The sequence below is a fragment of the Streptomyces sp. NPDC039609 genome (genome assembly GCF_055596705.1).
In genome coordinates this window covers 986,781-1,003,765 of sequence record NZ_JBVIUJ010000001.1, presented here as the reverse complement: position 1 = coordinate 1,003,765, position 16,985 = coordinate 986,781, and the positions used below count along the sequence as shown (strand labels likewise).

At 68.5% G+C, this 16,985-nt stretch carries 18 protein-coding genes and 1 tRNA gene; 3 read left to right on the top strand and 16 right to left on the bottom strand.

Annotated elements, in window-relative coordinates; translation table 11 throughout:
• Window positions 1-207: 207 nt before the first annotated feature.
• Window positions 208-1,662, bottom strand: a complete 1,455-nt coding sequence (locus ACZ561_RS04475; RefSeq protein WP_470989571.1) for a tetratricopeptide repeat protein — start codon at window positions 1,660-1,662, stop codon at window positions 208-210.
• 570 nt (window positions 1,663-2,232) lie between these two features.
• On the opposite strand from ACZ561_RS04475, the gene ACZ561_RS04470 reads away from it, so the two are divergent.
• Window positions 2,233-2,805, top strand: a complete 573-nt coding sequence (locus ACZ561_RS04470) for a dihydrofolate reductase family protein (protein ID WP_470989569.1) — start codon at window positions 2,233-2,235, stop codon at window positions 2,803-2,805.
• A gap of 82 nt (window positions 2,806-2,887) precedes the next feature.
• Here ACZ561_RS04470 and ACZ561_RS04465 read toward each other — a convergent pair whose 3' ends face one another.
• The 4 genes from ACZ561_RS04465 to ACZ561_RS04450 form a co-directional block, all read right to left on the bottom strand.
• Window positions 2,888-3,256: a low affinity iron permease family protein gene (locus ACZ561_RS04465; RefSeq protein ID WP_470989567.1), complete on the bottom strand. Its 369-nt coding sequence runs from the start codon at window positions 3,254-3,256 to the stop codon at window positions 2,888-2,890.
• A 170-nt stretch (window positions 3,257-3,426) separates the two neighbouring features.
• A complete protein-coding gene (locus ACZ561_RS04460; protein WP_470989564.1) occupies window positions 3,427-4,608 on the bottom strand; it encodes an FAD-dependent monooxygenase in 1,182 nt (393 codons plus the stop codon).
• Window positions 4,609-4,776: 168 nt separating this feature from the next.
• Window positions 4,777-4,850, bottom strand: a tRNA-Met gene (locus ACZ561_RS04455).
• 141 nt (window positions 4,851-4,991) lie between these two features.
• Window positions 4,992-5,282: a WhiB family transcriptional regulator gene (locus ACZ561_RS04450; RefSeq protein ID WP_470989561.1), complete on the bottom strand. Its 291-nt coding sequence runs from the start codon at window positions 5,280-5,282 to the stop codon at window positions 4,992-4,994.
• 254 nt (window positions 5,283-5,536) lie between these two features.
• Between ACZ561_RS04450 and ACZ561_RS04445 the strand changes: the two genes are divergently transcribed.
• Window positions 5,537-6,220 (top strand): hypothetical protein, encoded by a 684-nt coding sequence (locus ACZ561_RS04445; RefSeq protein WP_470989558.1) that lies wholly within the window; start codon window positions 5,537-5,539, stop codon window positions 6,218-6,220.
• A gap of 110 nt (window positions 6,221-6,330) precedes the next feature.
• Here the strand turns inward: ACZ561_RS04445 and ACZ561_RS04440 are convergent, their stop codons facing one another.
• The 10 genes from ACZ561_RS04440 to ACZ561_RS04395 form a co-directional block, all read right to left on the bottom strand.
• Window positions 6,331-6,855: an SMI1/KNR4 family protein gene (locus ACZ561_RS04440; protein ID WP_470989556.1), complete on the bottom strand. Its 525-nt coding sequence runs from the start codon at window positions 6,853-6,855 to the stop codon at window positions 6,331-6,333.
• A gap of 158 nt (window positions 6,856-7,013) precedes the next feature.
• A complete protein-coding gene (locus ACZ561_RS04435) occupies window positions 7,014-7,913 on the bottom strand; it encodes a TauD/TfdA dioxygenase family protein (RefSeq protein WP_470989553.1) in 900 nt (299 codons plus the stop codon).
• Window positions 7,914-7,937: 24 nt separating this feature from the next.
• Window positions 7,938-8,309, bottom strand: a complete 372-nt coding sequence (locus ACZ561_RS04430) for a 4Fe-4S dicluster domain-containing protein (protein WP_470989551.1) — start codon at window positions 8,307-8,309, stop codon at window positions 7,938-7,940.
• A complete protein-coding gene (locus ACZ561_RS04425) occupies window positions 8,306-9,910 on the bottom strand; it encodes an FAD-binding protein (protein WP_470989548.1) in 1,605 nt (534 codons plus the stop codon). The genes ACZ561_RS04430 and ACZ561_RS04425 overlap by 4 nt, the downstream gene beginning before the upstream one ends.
• Window positions 9,907-11,262, bottom strand: a complete 1,356-nt coding sequence (locus ACZ561_RS04420; protein ID WP_470989545.1) for an LLM class flavin-dependent oxidoreductase — start codon at window positions 11,260-11,262, stop codon at window positions 9,907-9,909. Before ACZ561_RS04420 ends, ACZ561_RS04425 begins: the two co-directional genes overlap by 4 nt.
• Window positions 11,263-11,375: 113 nt before the next feature.
• Window positions 11,376-12,326 (bottom strand): ABC transporter permease, encoded by a 951-nt coding sequence (locus ACZ561_RS04415; RefSeq protein ID WP_470989542.1) that lies wholly within the window; start codon window positions 12,324-12,326, stop codon window positions 11,376-11,378.
• On the bottom strand, window positions 12,323-13,174 hold the full coding sequence (locus tag ACZ561_RS04410) for an ABC transporter ATP-binding protein (protein WP_470989540.1): 852 nt from the start codon (window positions 13,172-13,174) through the stop codon (window positions 12,323-12,325). Before ACZ561_RS04410 ends, ACZ561_RS04415 begins: the two co-directional genes overlap by 4 nt.
• Window positions 13,175-13,178: 4 nt before the next feature.
• Complete coding sequence (locus tag ACZ561_RS04405) at window positions 13,179-14,246, bottom strand: ABC transporter substrate-binding protein (protein WP_470989537.1); 1,068 nt, start codon at window positions 14,244-14,246, stop codon at window positions 13,179-13,181.
• A gap of 282 nt (window positions 14,247-14,528) precedes the next feature.
• Window positions 14,529-14,612: a putative leader peptide gene (locus ACZ561_RS04400; RefSeq protein ID WP_376430351.1), complete on the bottom strand. Its 84-nt coding sequence runs from the start codon at window positions 14,610-14,612 to the stop codon at window positions 14,529-14,531.
• A 759-nt stretch (window positions 14,613-15,371) separates the two neighbouring features.
• Window positions 15,372-15,626: a hypothetical protein gene (locus tag ACZ561_RS04395; RefSeq protein WP_470989535.1), complete on the bottom strand. Its 255-nt coding sequence runs from the start codon at window positions 15,624-15,626 to the stop codon at window positions 15,372-15,374.
• 319 nt (window positions 15,627-15,945) lie between these two features.
• Here ACZ561_RS04395 and ACZ561_RS04390 point away from each other — a divergent pair, with 319 nt between their 5' ends.
• The gene (locus ACZ561_RS04390; protein ID WP_470989532.1) at window positions 15,946-16,491 is read left to right on the top strand and encodes a hypothetical protein; all 546 of its coding nucleotides are present in this window, start codon (window positions 15,946-15,948) and stop codon (window positions 16,489-16,491) included.
• A gap of 112 nt (window positions 16,492-16,603) precedes the next feature.
• On the opposite strand, the gene ACZ561_RS04385 is transcribed toward ACZ561_RS04390, so the two are convergent.
• Window positions 16,604-16,840, bottom strand: a complete 237-nt coding sequence (locus ACZ561_RS04385; protein WP_470989530.1) for a hypothetical protein — start codon at window positions 16,838-16,840, stop codon at window positions 16,604-16,606.
• Window positions 16,841-16,985: the final 145 nt, after the last annotated feature.

Sequence of the window (16,985 nt, the reverse complement as noted above, 5' to 3'; positions counted from 1 at the left end):
TTCGTTTCTCTGCGAGTCCAGGCGGCGGACGCCACGGGCAACTGCGTCGATCAGACGATCGTCCGCGCATAGCGGGTGAGTTCGCGCCGTATCCCGAGCCGGCGCCTCCACAGGGGGTCTCCGTCTTCCGGCCGTTGACGGAAGACGGAGCCCCCCCCCCGAGATTCACCGAGGTACGGGACTTGCTCCAGGCCCATCGCTTCCGGATCATGCGCCGACATCGGGGCCGGAAAGCGAGGCCGGGGAGCGGAGGGTTTCGGCCGCTGCTGCCGCCGCGTCCCGCGCATGGTTGCGGGCGGCGGCGGCCAGGGCGGCATCGCCCAGGCCATCGGCCAGGTCGGCTCGAGCCGACCAGTTGTAGGAGCTGTCGGGCCGAAGCCCGACGCGTTCGCTGATGAGCGCACGGGCCAGGTCGTGTCGTCCGGAACTGAGCGCGGAGTCGAGAAGGGTCTTCTGAAGGGCGTCGCGCTGTGCGTGACTGCCTCCGAACTCGTGCAGCCGACGACGCAGCGGCCACAACAGGTCGACAACGGTGGTGTGCTTGCCTTGGGCGTGCGCGAGAAGCGCCTCACACGCGGGCAGGCCGATCTCCATTGTCATCCGGCGGTTGGTGACGGTGTCGGTGCTCTCCTGGGCCAGCCACCGCCGCCGGTCGTCGATGAGCCGCGTCGCCTCCCCGAACCGCCCGGCGCCGGCATAGGACATGACGGCGTGTACGTCATTGAACGCGTAGAAGGGGGGATCGGCTCGCGCAGCCCACGCGTCGGCCAGTGCCTCCCAGCGGGCGGTCGGCTCCGCTCCCGCGAGCCGGATCCGCCACAACAGCGCTGCGGCGTCCAGCAGTTCCATGGCCGTCCCGGCAGAATCGTCGTTGTGCAGGGCGGAGTCGTAGATACTCAAGGCGGTGTCGGTGTCTCCGGCCTCCAGGGCGTAGAGGGCGTAGTGCCACCAGTTGTGGACGTTGAGGTAGTTGCCCCGCGCCCAATTGTCACGGCGGGCTTCGAGGTAACGGATCCCTTCGGACACGCGTCCTTGCATCTCGTACGTATGGACGACGGCGTGGATCGCCCAGACATCACGGGGGTTCTGCTCGACCGCGGCGAGACCCGCCTCCTCGGCCAGGCGATAGTGACCCGACTCTTCCAATCCGAACGCGTACATGCCCAGCATCAGGCCCCGGTGCGGTTCGTCGGCGTCCCAGGCGCCGAGGGCTCCACCGATGCGGTCACGCAGGCGCACCGCGTCACCGGTGAAGAAGTCCAACTGGTGTCCGACGGCGAGGGCGAGCGCGTCCAGGGGGTACGCCAGGGAAAGCTCCTCCAGCAGCCCGCCGGCGCGGTGCAGGTCTCCGGCCAGCCATGCCTCTGCCGCAGCAAGATGCATGCGCTCCCGTACGGGCAGGGAGGGGATGTCCACGCCGGCCGTGTACCGGTCGAACCGCTGCCGTGCCGCGACGGCCTCGCCCGGCTCGGTCCCCAACATCCCCAGATACGCGGCGAACGACTGCGCGACGGGTGAGGCCGGCCCACTGCCGAGAGCGTCGTCGACAGCCCGCTCCACCGCGGGGCTGAAGTGGAGCAGCGCCTCGACGGCGCGGTCCAGGTGCGCGGCTGTCTCCTGTGTGCACTCGTGCAGTGGGTTGCCGTACCGGTCTGTCACCATCAGAAATCACCTCGGCGCGCCTACGGGGTGGTGGAGAACCGCGGCGGGTGAACGCACCCGCGACCACCATGTAGCCACCGGCGGCGCGTCCGGCGCTACCCCGACATGCGCCATCCGTCGAAGTGCCATGATCCGCCCTGCCGTTCACCGGCGGGTCTGCTCTCCGCCGGCATGAGCCCACCGAGAGACATGGTTACGGTGCATTCAGCGGCACGCCATTGCAACGAATCGGAACGGATCGTTGCGTTAGGCTCCATATCATCGCAACGATTCCCAGGCATTCACCTGCATCAATGACAGCTACGCGCGACGCGCATGTAGCCAGAAGCTCGAATGCAACGTAGCTTTCCATCGTCAGAAATAGCGGGGCAGGGAGTGCCCGCGACAGAGGGAGGAGGGCAAGATGCAGAAGTTCGACACCTTGTTCCGTCTCCGCCGACCTCGCGGGGTCGAGAACATTTTCACCGGAAGCCGATGAGTTTCTGCGCGATGTTCTGTCTGACATGGTGTTCGACCGGAGCACACGGCGGCCGAACGATGAGAAGCCCGTACGAGTCACTGAGGAATCACATGCGTACTCTGATCAGCTCTGCCTTCATCTCCCTGGACGGCGTCGTGGAGGCCCCGGGTGGCGAGCCCGGCTACCGGAACTCCGGATGGACCTTCAAGGATGTGGAGTTCCTTCCCGAGGCGTTCGAGATCAAGAGCCGGGAGCAGAAGGAATCGTCCGCGATCCTGCTGGGCCGGACCAGCTACGAGGCGTTCAGCCCGGTGTGGCCGGACATGGAGGACTTCGCCGACTACAAACTCATGCCGAAGTACGTCGTCTCCACCACCCTCGCCGAGGACGACCTCGTCACGAACTGGGGCGCGACCACGATCCTCCGTTCGCTCGACGAGGTGGCCGCGCTGAAGCAGACCGAAGGCGGCCCGATCATCATGCATGGCAGCGCCACCCTCAACCGGAACCTCTCGGACGCCGGCCTCATCGACCGCTACCACCTGCTCGTCTTCCCGCTCCTGCTCGGCGCGGGCAAGCGACTGTTCAGCGGCTCGGACAAGGACACCCAGAAGCTGAAGCTGGTCGAGCAGGAGGCGTACGCCAACGGCCTCCAGAAGCAGGTCTTCGACGTCGTCCGCTGATGGAGCCGCCCGCCACTTGCCTGACCGTCCGTCCGGCAGGTGGCGGACCGGCGGCGTACCCGCCACCAGGGTCGCCGCCCCGTCACTGTTCCTCTTCCATGCGGATGGCACGCCGTAGCTCGTCGGCCGCTGTGTGGCTCGTGCCCTCGCGCTGCTCCAACAAGGCCGCCGCGAGGGCGTCGAGCTTGCGCTGAACGGCGTGTGTGTCACGCCGTTCGGTGTTCTTCAGGAGAGTGAGCAGGAGCAGGTTCACGGCCGTCATCACATCCCCCGCGAAGATCAGCCAGGGCACGGACAGGTGCGCCAGGTGTACGGCGACCATGCCGAGGACCAGGAACACGCACAGGACGTAGAACACCGGAGAGCTGGTGACGTTCGACGCCCGCTCGGAGAAGGCGGCGAACCGGTCGCGCCCGGTGCCGCCCCGCTCTGCGGGGTGCTGAGTGGTCATGCTGTCATGCTCCCCGCCCGGCACTCACCGGTACGGGATGCCGGGCCGAGGGACACGCCTGATCACCCCACCGTCAAGCTCAGCACACCGAGTCCCTGGAGCGCACGCGAACCATCGCCTCCCACCGAGAACGTCCCGCGTGCGTCGGCGTTGTCGAGGGACGGTCCCCGCTACCCGGGGAGGCGGAAGCCGTTGAACAGGTCGTCCATGCCGCGCAGGGCCAGGTTGCCTGGGGTAGCACGGACCGCGAAGTCGCGGGCCACCGCCGCGAGCGGGTTACGGATGGCGCCCAGGCGGCCGACCCGGCGGGCACGTACGCGCACGGCGTCGGTGCGGTCGCGACGGGCGGCGGTGTACGCGGCGAGCGCGCCCGGGATGGTGTCCGAGCTGTCACCGCTGTCTCCGGCAGGCAGCAGATGGGCGAGGACCACCGCGTCCTCGATGGCCTGGCAGCCGCCCTGACCGAGGTTGGGGGCCATCGCGTGGGCGGCGTCGCCGACCCAGGCGATCCGGCCGTGGTGCAGGCCGGCGAGCGGGGCGGCCAGGTCGTAGAGGTCGTTCTGGAGGACGTCAGCGGAGTCGAGGCGGCTGACGCGCTCCAGCAGGGCCGGGATCGGGTCGTGCCACGAACCGAAGCGACGGAGGAGTTCGGCTCGTGGGGCGGCTGACCGGGTGCCGGCAGGGACGACCGCTGTGGCGTAGAGGTAGAACCGGCCGTCGGAGAGTGGGGTCACGCCGAACCGCTCACCCCGTCCCCAGGTCTCACTCATGGCTGGAATCCGCAGGTCCGGGGCGTCCACGAGGGTCCGCCAGGCGGTCTCGCCGATGTAGTGCAGGCCGGGGTGGGACGGGAAGAACGTACGGCGCAGCGGACTGTGGATGCCGTCGGCGGCAACGACGAGATCGGCCGGAAGGTCCGGGCCGACTGCCGTACGGACCATCGGGCAGCCCGCGGCGTCGTCGACGGCGGTCACGGCGGTGCCGTAGCGGAGGGCCTCGGGCGGCAGGGAGGCAGCCAGGGCCGCGGCAAGAGCGGGGCGGGGGACGGCGATCGGGGGCATTCCGTAGCGCGCTGCCATGTCGGCGGTGTCGACCCGGATGAGCCACTGGCCGTCGGAGCGGCGTAGGCCCATGGTTGTGGGCACGGCGCTGCCGGTGACGTGGGCGATGTCGACCTCGATGGTGGCGAGTGCGCGCAGCGCGTTGGGGGCGAGGCCGATGCCGGCGCCGGTGGTGGGGGGTTCGGGGGCGCGTTCGCAGACGGTGATGTGCCAGCCGCGGCGGTGCAGTGCGATGGCGGCCGTGAGGCCGCCCATTCCGGCCCCGACCACCACCGCGTGTCGTCTCGGCATGGAGCACCTCTCCGTCGGGTTGAAGGCATCATGTTCAGCTGCCGAGACTTCACTCCGCAACTGGGCCAGGGAGCAAGGAGGGCCCGGACACCGCCGACAGCGGCTTCATACGGCCTCCCGTACGCAGTCGGGCCCGCCGCACCATGTGCGACGGGCCCGACACCTGCGTGGCCGAGGCGGGATTCGAACCCGCGACCTCTGGGTTATGAGCCCAGCGAGCTACCGACCTGCTCCACCCGGCGACCTCCACCGTAGAACGCCAACATGTCCTCGGGCTAAGGGATTTCGTGGGCCGAACAACGCCGAGTGCCGTGCCACGAAACCATGGAGGAAATGCAGGCGATCTGGGAACGTAGAGCCCCTTGCCGGCGCCCCGTCGCCGTTCAGCTCGCCTTGGGCATCGCGCTGTCACGGGCGGATTCCAGCACACTGCGCCAGGAGACGACATCCGGTCTGCGGCGCAGCAGGGCGCGACGCTCGCGCTCGGTCATGCCGCCCCACACCCCGAACTCGATCCGGTTGTCGAGGGCTTCGGCCAGGCACTCCGTACGTACCGGGCAGCCCGCGCACACCACCTTGGCGCGCTTCTGCTGGGCGGCCTTGGCGAACAACTCCTCCGAATCGGCGGTCCTGCATGCGGCGTCCTCGCGCCAGTGGACCTCCACGATGGTCATGTCGTCCCCTCCCCCATCGACATCAACAACGAGCCTATGCCGTCAATCTGCACGGACGGCCGGTGGATGCGCTCCTGACGCAGGACATGGCCTGATTCAAACCCTGCAGGATGATGCCGCACCCCCTCCGGGTGCCGGGGATTGCGTCCGTGAGCATGTCTCGAAAGTGTGGCCCCGGACAGAACCCACCCATATGACGCCCGCAGTGAGTAGCATCCGGCAGCAACACACCACGCGAAGGAGAATCAGCTGCCATGGCCGAGAACATTCAGAACGCGTACGCAGAGCGGTTCGCCAGGGACATCGAGAAGAACCGTTCCGAGCAGGAAGACATCGCTCGGCAACTCACGGAGCTCCAGGCACGGTTGGACGGGCTCAAGACGGACGAGAAGTGGCTGACCGAAATGCTGGGAACAGTGCCGCCGACCATGGTTGCGCAGCCCGCGGCAACCGAGGCGACACCCGAACCCGCACCGATGGAGCCGCACCTCACCAACCCGTCGCCCGCTGAGCCGGACGTCGCCGTTCCGCAGCCCAGGCAGGCGAAGACCACCAGCAAGACCGCCAAGAAGACCGCGCCGAAGAAGCCCGCCGCCAAGAAGGCCGTCACGAAGAAGGCCACACCGAAGCAGGTCACAGCAACCACCCAGGCATCCGCCGCGAAGAAGACCGCCGGGCCTCCCCTGCGCGAACTCATCGAAACCATCCTGACCCAGCACGCCGGTGAGCCCCGCCTGGTGAGCGAGATCCGCACCGAACTCGTGGAGATGCATCCCGAGCGCACGACGTCCATCCAGGTCGTCCGCAACAACCTGGAGAGCCTGACCAGGAAGGGCATCGTCGAGAAGGGAACCCAGCAGGGCGCCGTGATGTACTCCAAGCCCGCACCTGCCGAAACCCCGGACGAGAAGAAGCCGAAGGCTCCGGCAGAGGCATAGAGGGCGTCTCTTCGATCAGCGACTCGTTGAGGAGACGGTGCGGCAGGCGAAACCCCCCTCGTTCGCGCGGCGGACTGGGCCAAGGGCCCGGGACACCGCTCCTACGACGGTCAGCCCCGGGGGTACCAGGGATCGCCACTGGTCCAATGCCTCACCCAGGCACCGAAGCCGGATCCGCTCACTGAGAAGGGGTAGGCCCCCTCGCCACTGATCCACCAGATGTGCCCGCGCTGCGGGCCGGTGACGATCAGGTGCCAGTACATGCCACACCCGTCGGTGCCGAGCACGATCGAGCCGTGATCGAAGACGGAATCAGGCACGTCTTCGTCCGGGTCCACGTCGTCCTCCCACATCCATTCCTTCGTGAGAGGGAAAGGCATGGCGAGCCGCCGTTCGTCGCGGGCGTCGCCCCAGTCCTGGGGCAGTTCCGCCAGCGGCAGGAGTCCGTAGTCCGGCGGTCCCTGCTCGCAACCGTCGGATATCTCCGCCACGCACGTGCGGTACGGCTCCGGCAGAACGATGCCGTGCTGGGACTCGAAGGCTCGTACCGCGTCCCAGCCGAGAGGGGGAACCTCGCTCCGGAGCACGCTGCGGAGCAGGGCCAGCTCCGCCGGATCGGCCTGATCGACATTCATGGAAAACAGATACCACCCGTCGCTGACAACGCGGGTGGGCAGAAGGGAGCGGGCCGGCTTCATCGACGCCGTCCTCGTACGGCATCGGCGGTGTCCGCCACGGGTGGGCCCCTTCGGCCCGCCGGGCAGGGGTCCCTGCCCGGCGGCCGAAGGGGAGTTCAGCCCGCCGCCGGGGTGTAGTGGGTGGCGTCGTCGCCCTCGATGACGTAGCTGAGGATGCCGTCGACACCGGCCGGGACATCCCCCGCGACGGTCACCCGGTGCAGCAGTCGGGGCAGGTCGCCGTAGTCGTCGGGGGCGTAGTGCTGGGTGATGCGGTTGTCGAACAGGACGAGGTCGCCCGGCTGCCACGCCACGCGCACGATGTTCTCGGGCCGGGTGACGTACGACTGGAAGATGCGCAGCAGGTCGCGGGAGTCGGAGGGGCCGAGGCCGATGATGCTCTGGGCGAAGCCTCCGATGAACAGCCCGCGCTCCCCGGACTCGGGATGGACCCGGACGACCGGGTGGGCGGTGCGGTACTTCCGGGAGACGAACCGCCTACGGTGCTCTGCCGCTTTCTCGCTCTTCGGTGCGGCGTAGTCGTAGGCGTTGGTGTGCACAGCCCACAGCTTGTCGGCGAGCTCGCGCAGCGGTTCCGGCAGATCCCGGTAGGCGGCGCCCGCGTCGGCGATGAGGGTGTTGCCGCCGTAGGGCGGGACCACGATGCTGCGCAGCGTGGACGCCTTCGGCGGGGTGCGGACGAAGGTGACGTCCGTGTGCCAGTGGTTGGCGCGGATGCCCTCGTCGCCGTCGACGGGCAGGATCTGAGGCCGGCCGTCGACGGACGGCACTGTGGGGTGCGCTGTGGTGAGGTCGCCGAACAGGGAGGCGAAGCGGAGCTGGCCCTCGTCGTCGAGCTGCTGGTCCCGGAAGACGAGCGCCTTGTGTGCCAGGAGCGCGGAGTTGATCTCGGTGACGACGGCGGGGTCGAGTTCGCCGCCGAGGTCCACGCCGAGGATCTCGGCGCCGATTCGGCCGCCGATCCTGCGGATGTCGAAGCCGGTACTGGTGGTCATGTGCGGGGTCCCTTCGGGAGATGATCAGGAGGTGATGGGAAGTGAGGCGCCCTTGGTCCCTGGTGGGCCGAGGGAGGGGCCGACGGCTCGCAGCGCGCCGGGTGTGCGGCCGCGGCCCCAGCCGATGTGCCGGCGATAGCTGCCGAGCAGCCCGGTGCGGGCCAGGTGCTCCTCGTCGCGGACGGTGGGGTGGTCGTCGGGCAGCGGGCGGGTCTGGGGCGCGACGTACAGCGCGTCGGCCGGGCAGTTCGCCTCGCACTGGAAGCAGGTCTGGCAGTCGTCGCGGCGGGCGAGCACCGGAATGCCGTCCGCACCCCTGTCGAAGACGTCGGTGGGGCAGACCTTGATGCACTTGTCGCAGGTGATACAGCGTTCCGCCGAGACCAGTTCGATCACGAAGCCACCTCCAGTGGTACGTCCGGTGCGGTTGTCAGGGGCTCGGGCCGGGTCCACACCCGGTCGAGGCCTCCTGTGACGATGCGGTGGTGCTGCCGGGGATCCTGCGCCGGGAAGTCGAGCCGTTTGGCCATGCCGCGGGTCTCGTTGCGGGCGAGCGCCGCGGCGTACATCCAGCGGGCGTGCGCCGCCATCGCCGCCGCCTGCCGGGCCCGCACCACGTCCCCGCCCTCGGCGTGCAGGGTGGTGCGCAGCCCCTGCCAGACGCTGTCGAGCACCCGCAGTGAAGCGGTGAGCTGCTCGCCGTGGCGCAGATAGTTCTTCTCGTACGGCAGCACTTCGGCCTGGACCGCGGTGATGACGTCGCGGAATCCGTCGCCGGGGCCGGGGGTGCCGGCAGGCCGGAGCCCGGCTCCACCCGCGGCCGCGAGGCGCCTCGTATCGGCGCGGACGCCGAGCGAGAGGGCGTGGCGGGCCGCGCCTTGACCTGCCCACGTGCCGGAGGAGATGGCCCACGCGGCGTTGTGGCTGCCACCGCCGGTGAAGCCACCACAGATCAGCTCACGGGTGGCGGCGTCCCCGGCCGCGTACAGCCCTGGAACGGTGGTGGAGCAGTCGTCGCCGGCGATGCGGATGCCGCCGGTGCCGCGCACGGTGCCCTCGGCGAGCAGTGTGACGGCGAAGCGCTGTGTGAAGGGGTCGATGCCGAGCCGGTCGAAGGTGAGGAAGAAGTTCGGCTGCGCCAGCCGCATCGCCTGCCGGGCGGCCGAGTCCGCCCGGTCCAGACGGCAGTACACCTTCTCGCTGAGCAGCGTCCTCGCGATCACGGGCCGGCCGCCCTGGCTGGCCGCGCCTTCCAGGACCGTGTCGTCCTCGCGGTAGAAGGTCGCGAAGGAGTAGAACGCGGTCTTGGTGACGGAGGTGCCCTCGGGCGCGATGCCATAGGCGTTGGAGAACTCCATGCCCGACAGTTCCGCGCCCGCTTCGGCGGCGAACAGCGCACCGTCGCCGGTGTTGACGTTGCAGCCCAACGCGCCGCTGAGGAACGCGCAACCGCCGGTGGCCAGTACGACCGCTCCCGCGCGCACCCGGTACGACCGCCCCGCCTGGCGCTGGTGACCACTGGCTCCGGCGACGGCCCCGGAGGCATCGGTGAGCAGCTCGGTGACCGGGCTGTGGTCGAGGATGCGTGCCCCGGCCCGCTGAACGCGGATCCGCATCCTGCGCATGTACTCCGGCCCCTGCAAACCGTTCCTGAGCTGCTTTCCGTCCGGACCTGCCGGGAAGGGGTAACGTCCTGTCGCCGCCAGCTCGTTCATGCCCGCGTACGTCTGGTCCAGCACCCGCGCCATCCAGCGCCGGTCGGCGAGAAACCCGCCCAGTGCCTCCCGGCTCGCCATGGCCGCCTCGCGCGCGGCGGGCTCCGGCGGCACGTACCAGACTCCGGTACCACTCGATGCGGTGGCACCGCTCGTGCCGCAGTAACCCTTGTCGACGAGGACCACGTCCGCCCCGGCCTGGGTCGCCTTGAGCGCTGCCCACGTCGCCGCGGGCCCGCCGCCGACCACCAGGACGTCCGTGGAGAGTTCGAGCCCGGTCATGCGGGCCGTCCCTCTGCCGCGGCCGGCGCGGCCAGTCGGTTGGCGGGGCGCGGCAGGCCGTAGTGTTCGCGCAGGGTGCGGCCGGTGTACTCGGTGCGAAACAGACCGCGGCGCTGCAGGATCGGCACGACGTGGTCGACGAAGTCCTCCAGGCCGCCCGGCAGATGGGGCGGCATGATGTTGAAGCCGTCGGCGGCGCCGTGCGTGAACCACTCCTGGATCTGGTCGGCTATCTGCTCGGGCGTGCCGGCGAACACACGGTGCCCGCGGCCGGCACCGAGGCGGGCGATGAGCTCGCGCAGGGTGAGGCCGTCGCGGCTGCCCAGCTCGGCGACAAGCGTGAAGCGGCTCTTGTTGCCGTTGATGTCCCGCTCCTCGGGCAGCTCGGGCAGTGGCCCGTCCAGCGGCAGCCCCGTCAGGTCGGTGCCGAGCATCCCGGACAGCTGGGCGAGACCGTACTCGGGGACCTGCAGCTCCGTGAGTTCCCGCTCCAGCTCCCGTGCCTCGGCCTCGGTCGAGCCGATGACGGGGGCGATACCGGGAAGTACGAGCAGCTGGTCCTCGGTCCGGCCGTGGTGCGCGAGCCGGGACTTGAGGTCCTTGTAGAAGGCCTGGCCGTCGGCCAGGGTCTGCTGGGCGGTGAACACGGCCTCGGCGTACTGGGCGGCGAACTCCTTGCCGTCCTCCGACGAACCGGCCTGGACCAGCAGCGGGTGGCCCTGCGGGCTGCGCGGAACGTTCAGCGGACCCTGCACCCCGAAGTGCTCGCCGCGGTGATCGATCGCCCGCACCCGGTCGGTGTCGGCGTAGACACCGCGCTCGCGGTCGAGCAGGATCGCGTCGTCCTCCCAGCTGTCCCACAGTTTCGTGGCGACCTCGACGAACTCCCGAGCCCGCTCGTAGCGCAGCCGGTGCTCCAGGTGCTCGTCCTGGCCGAAGTTGCGGGCCTCGTTCACGGTGCCGGAGGTGACGATGTTCCAGCCGGCCCGACCGCCGCTGATGTGGTCCAGAGAGGCGAACTTGCGGGCGGTGTGGAAGGGCTCGTTGAAGGTGGTGGAGACGGTGGCGATCAGTCCGACGTGCTCGGTGACCGCCGCCAGCGCGGACAGCAGGGTGAGCGGTTCGAAGCCGCCGAGCGCGTTGTACCGGGCGTTCCCCCACAGGGCGAGACCGTCGGCGAGGAAGACCGAGTCGAGCAGACCGCGCTCGGCGGTCTGGGCGAGCTGCTGGAAGTAGCGCACATCGGTGACCCGCTCGGGCTGGGTACGGGGGTGGCGCCAGGCGGCGTCATGATGGCCGGCGTTCATCAGGAAGGCATTGAGATGCAGTCGGCGTGGGCTGGTCACGGTCATGGGCTTCCTCGGATGCGGGGCGGGGCGGGGAGACGATCGGGGGCGGCGAGATGAGCGGTGGCGGCGTCGCGGCCGGTGACATGAGCGCGGCGCGGCAGGCTACGACGGCGGGATCAGTCGTCGGCGGATACGCGCCAGGAGCTGAGCCGACGCTCCACGGCCACCAGGAGCTGGTTGAAGGTCACGCCGATGGCGGAGATCGTGATGATGCCCGCGTACATCTGCGGGATCGCGAAGTTGAACTGCGAGGCGTTGATCAGATAGCCGAGCCCCGCCTTCGCACCGATCATCTCGGCGGCGACCAGCACCAGGATCGACACCGCTCCGGCCAGCCGGATGCCGGTGAACATCACCGGCACGGCGGACGGCAGGATCACCTTCTGGAACAGCCGGGGCGTGGACAGGTCCATCGACTTCGCCAACTTCAGCAGCGTGGGGTCGACATGCCGTACCGCGCTGATCGTGTTGAGCAGGATCGGCCAGGTGCACGCGTACACCACGATGGAGATCTTCGACGTCTCCCCGATGCCCAGCAGCAGGACGAAGACCGGGAGCAGGGCCAGCGCCGCGGTGTTGCGGAACACCTCCAGCAGCGGCCCGAGCAGAGCGGCGACAGGCCGATACCAGCCGATCAGCAGACCGAGAGGTACGGCGACGGCCAGGGCCAGGCCGAATCCGCTGAACGAACGCACCAGGCTGGCATAGGTGTTGTCGGCGAGCTGACCGTCGGCCGCCAGCGCCCACCAGGCGGAGACGACCTCACTGAACGGCGGCAGGAAGGTCCGGTCGACGAGTCCGAGCCGTGGCGCGGTCTCCCACAGCAACAGCAGAGCCACGATCGCCGCGGACTTGGTGGCCCCGGCGGCCAGGAGGGACAGCAGTCGGTGGGCCGCCCCGTGGACACGAACCTTCTGATCGCGGGCTCGGCGCGGCTGCGGTGAGGGTGCCGAAGCTGCCACCGCCGAGGAGAGGGACGGGGGGTGGGTGGCTTCGGCGAGGCCCGCCGGTCCCGCCGCCGGCCGGGGGTGAGTCTCTTCGGTGGACGTGCCGGTCGTGAGGCTCATACGGAAGCCTCCTCCTTCTCCAACTGCTGAGCTCTGGCCACTTCGTCGTGGAGCAGCGCCCAGATCTCGTGCCGGTGGTGTGCGAACTCGGGGCTGGAGCGGATGTCGTCCGTGCTGGTGCGGGAGTCGAGGGCGACCGGCACGATCTGTTTGATGCGGCCAGGCCTGGACGTCATGACGGCGACGCGCTGTCCCAGGTAGACGGCTTCGTCGATGCTGTGCGTGATGAAGACGACTGTCTTTCCGGTGCGCTGCCAGATGCGGAGCAGTTCGTCCTGCAACGACTCACGGGTCTGGGCGTCCAGAGCGGCGAACGGCTCGTCCATGAGCAGCACGTCCGGGTCGTAGGCGAGGCTGCGGGCGATCGCCACCCGCTGCCTCATCCCGCCCGACAGCTCATGCGGATGCCGACTCTCGAACCCGGTCAGGCCGACCAGGTCCAGGAACTCCCGTGCCCGTGCGGCCCGTTCGCGGCGTGAAACGCCGGTGGCCTCCAGGCCGAACTCGACATTTCCCTGCGCTGTGCGCCACGGCAGCAGGGCGTACTGCTGGAAGACGATGCCGCGGTTCAGGCCGGGACCGGTGACGGGTTCTCCGTCCAGCAGGATCTGTCCGTCGCTGGGCCGTGCAAGGCCGCCGAGGAGATCCAGCAGTGTCGACTTGCCGCAGCCGCTGGGGCCGACCAGGACGACGAACTCGCCCGCCGCTATCTCCAGGTCGATGCCGTCGACGGCGGTGAACTCTCTGGGCTTTCGTGCCCCCGAACCCCCCTTCGCTTTCGTGTCCTTGACCTTGAAGACCTTGCGCACGCCCTCGAACACGATCTTGGGTGTGGTGGATGCCGGCATGGGATCAGCTCCCGCTCGTCGAGGCGGAGGAGGATGGTGAGGCGGGCGCTGTGCCGGCCCCGCCAGCGGTGTTGAACTCATTGGTGTAGAGGTCGCCCAACGTGACCTGGCCCTTCCGGATGTCACCGCGCTCGGCCAACCAGTCGATCCAGAGCTGGAGTTCCTTGCCGGTGATCCGGCCTGCCGTCTCGGCGACGCCGTAGGACCGCCAGTACTTCAGGGGTGTGGTGTCCTCGTTGCGTCCGCGCTTCTTCACGATCTCCGTCATCCGGGCGATGACCTTCGCACGCGGAGTGCTGCGCGACCACTCGATGGCCCGTCCCACCGCGGTGACGAAGATCCGGGCAGTGTCGGGATTCTGCTTGAGGAAGCGGTCCGTCATCACGAAGGTGCCGGCGCTGAAGGCGCCGAGCAGGTCGAAGTCCGTGAAGAGCGGTCGGATTCCACCGGTCTCGAGGGCCTTGTCGCGCAGAATGCCGCCGAGTACGGCCACGTCGATCTGTTTCTGGCGCAGCGACTGCTCGGTGTTCACCGGAGGCACCACCAGTGGTTCGACCTTGTCGATCTCCGCCTGGGAAAGACCGTCTCGCTGGAGATAGATGTCGAGCATCGCTTCCGCGTGTGCTCCGAGAGTGTTCATCCCGACCTTCTTGCCGGTCAGATCGCGGGCGGATCGAATGGGGCTGTCCTCAAGGACGTAGTAGCCGTTGTAGGCGTGCTTGTCGGAGCCGTAATAGCTGATGACAGCCTTGATGGGGGCCTTGTTCGCGGCCAGTTTGACGACGGCGCCGTTGAAAGCACCGCCGAAGTCCGTCTGTCCGGTGGCCGCGGACTGGATGTCCTGCGGCCCGCTGATCGTGTTGCCGACCCACTCCAGCTTCAGGTCCTCCAGGTAGCCGAGGTTCTCGGCCAGCTCGGGCAACGTGACCTGTCCTGCCCAGCCCTGATACCGCAGTGTCCGGGTCTGGCCCTTGCCACCGGCGCCGGTTGCAGTCGCGCCGCAGCCGACCGCGACCGCGGAGAGACCGAGCAGAGTGAGGAACTGTCGTCGGGTCGACGCCGTCGTAGTCATGGAATTCCTGTTCACATTCTTTGATGGAGCGGCTGGGGTGTGCTTCTACGGAGTTCTTCTGCGTACCTTGCGAGAACTGACATCAAGGGCGGGCTGTCCGGCATGGGGAAGTCCGGTCAGAAACGGCACGCCAGGATTCGAGCAGGGCATGGCAGACGCCGAACGTCAGCTGAGGGAGCTCGCCTGAGAATTCAGCGAGAAGTCCGGTCAGTTGCCGCAGCGGTACGGAGGCAACTGACGATCCATGGAGGAGAGCAGGAGAAGGCGCGCCGTTCGGCGCGCCTATCGACCGACGGAACAGATGGCGCCGGCTTGACGTCGAAGGTCGACGTGGAGCCGCGCGGCGAGGTTCTCGTACGTGCTCATGACCAAGAGGCTTGCAGCGAAAACCGGACACGTCAATGTCTCTTCAGGCTGCGTCTCGCATATTGAATCCCGTGACATACGCGTGAAGTGCGGCGTTCACAATGGGCCGATGCGAGGCCGGGAAAGCACTTGATGCGGCGAGCCGTTCGCAGGCCCTCCTGCGCATGTCGAGACGATGGGCGCGGCCGGTGGGAAGGTCCCGGGAGACGATGTGATCAGGGTCGAGGACCTGGGCGCGTGCGAGGAGCAGGCTTCCTGGCCGTTGCCCGCCCCCGCCGGCGACCCCGACCCCGGCCCGGGCTCCGCGGGTGCTCGGGGTGGACAGTTTCGCCTTCCGTCGTTGGGCACAGGTGCGGAGCGGTGCTCGCGGACGTGGAGAACGGCAAGCCATCCGATCGGTCCGACCGCAGCTCGGAGACCTTCGCCGCCTGGGTGGAGGCCACCACCCGGGAGCGGAGGTCATCCGCCGGGACCGGGCAACCGGCTACACCCGTGCGGGGGCATTCGGCGTGGCCGACCGGTGGCATCCGCTGCGGAACCTCCCCCTTGCGATGGAGGAGACATGGCCGCCAGCACGGCCACTGCCTACGGAATCCCCCTCAGGGGCACGCTCAGCCTGACGCCCCGGTCCCGCGTACTCGGGTGCCGGATTCAGCCGTCCGCACTCCCGAATAGCGCCGTCGTCGCACAGGCCCCCACCCTCATGCCGACATCCTCGATCTGGAGGTTGTTGCGATCCAGCAGCCCGCTCGCAGATCGCTACCCAGCGGCCACAACCGGGCCGGCCGTGACCTGAGGACGGTTGGGGAGCAGCGACGCGAGGTTGTCCCTGACGAAGTCCGCCGCCCGCTCGACCGATTCGTCGGCCCCGGATCGGTCTTCGAAGACGCTGGTGGAGACCATGACTCCATCCCCTGCGTCCACCCAGTAGTACGCCACGAAGCCGGGGACTCGGCGGAGGAGAGGCACGAATCCCTCGTCCACCCGGCGTCCTGCCTCGGTGGAGTCAGTCACTCCTTCGTAACGCCGAATCACTGCATACATAGCTGATCTCCTCACGGATCCCAAGGTCACCTTGCGCCCATCGACCTACCCCCACCGAGCGTCTCTCGCTCGGGGCACGTCCGGACGTGACCCGGATAGGCGCATGCCGTCGCCCTTGCCGAGGTGCGGCCAGAGGATGCCTGCGGCGTCACGGCCGGCCCGACCCCGTCGCACAGGAGCACGTCCGGGGCGCCGGTGCTGCTGCACTGGGGGCCGGTGTCGGTGGGTGTGGCATTGTGGCGATCAGGGTGACTCAAGGGCGTACCCCCTCTTCAGGAGTGCCCGCGCAGTGGACGCGCTCGCGGTGGCACGGCGTCTGTGCTCGCTGATGGAGAGGCGGCAGTCGGTTGTCGAACTGACCGCTGAGCTCCAAACGGACGACGACGTGTGGAGGATGTTGGAGGTACTGCCGGAGGCTGTCTACAACGCTCAGGGCATCCCATTCGACTCGTGCCAGTGGACTCACGAGTACCGGGCTGACACGTTGCCCAGGCATTCGTACGGGCTCGGAACTCTGCTGCCGTTCCGCGTGGACGTCGAGGCTCCGGTGGATGACGAGCTGGAGGATCGCTTCGTCCAGGCCTTGGGTGAGGGCTCTGCCACGATCTTCTGGGACGGCAACTGGCCGGACGTACCAGAACTCGATCTCGAGGCGTACGCGAAGTACGAGGCAGTCCAAGTCGTGTTCAACAACCACGATATCGACTGGGAGCTTCCCGCCGATGAGCACACGGTGTTCGTGCATCTGTCCAAGTTCGGGGATCTCCCCCGGGCGGAGTGGCTGGCGAGACAGGTCGGTGCGGAGGTGCTTGGGGAGTCGGTGCAGGGCCGCTGACCGAGACGATGGAGTAACAACCCGCTTGCAACCGTCGACGCGGTGGCATCGATGTACGGCTGGTCGCAGCCGGAGATTGTCGGTGCGCATGTAGATACCGCGCCACCGCAGGTCACTTCTGCCAGGAGAGCGCCTCGACCGATGCGATGTCACCCGCCGCCAGGAGCCCGAAGAGCCGGAAGGTCTCCTCGCGGGCGACATCGCGCAGCTCACCAGGGGCCACTGAGTCCTCGTCCGGGTTCTCCCAGACCAGAAGACCGCCGCGGAACGCGCTGAGGCACCACCCGCTCTCATGGGTGAGCGATACATCGGGGTGCTCGTCATCGGCCTGCGCCAGACCGTCGAGCACTCGCCTCATCGTGTCCGGATCAGGCTCGTCGACCGTCCCGCCCCAGGACGTCGTACATGGAGTAGCTCATGGACCAATTACCTCATGCGGTGATCCACGGGTCTCCACGTCGCCGATGGCGCTGTGGGACCCGAGGCTGCACGGG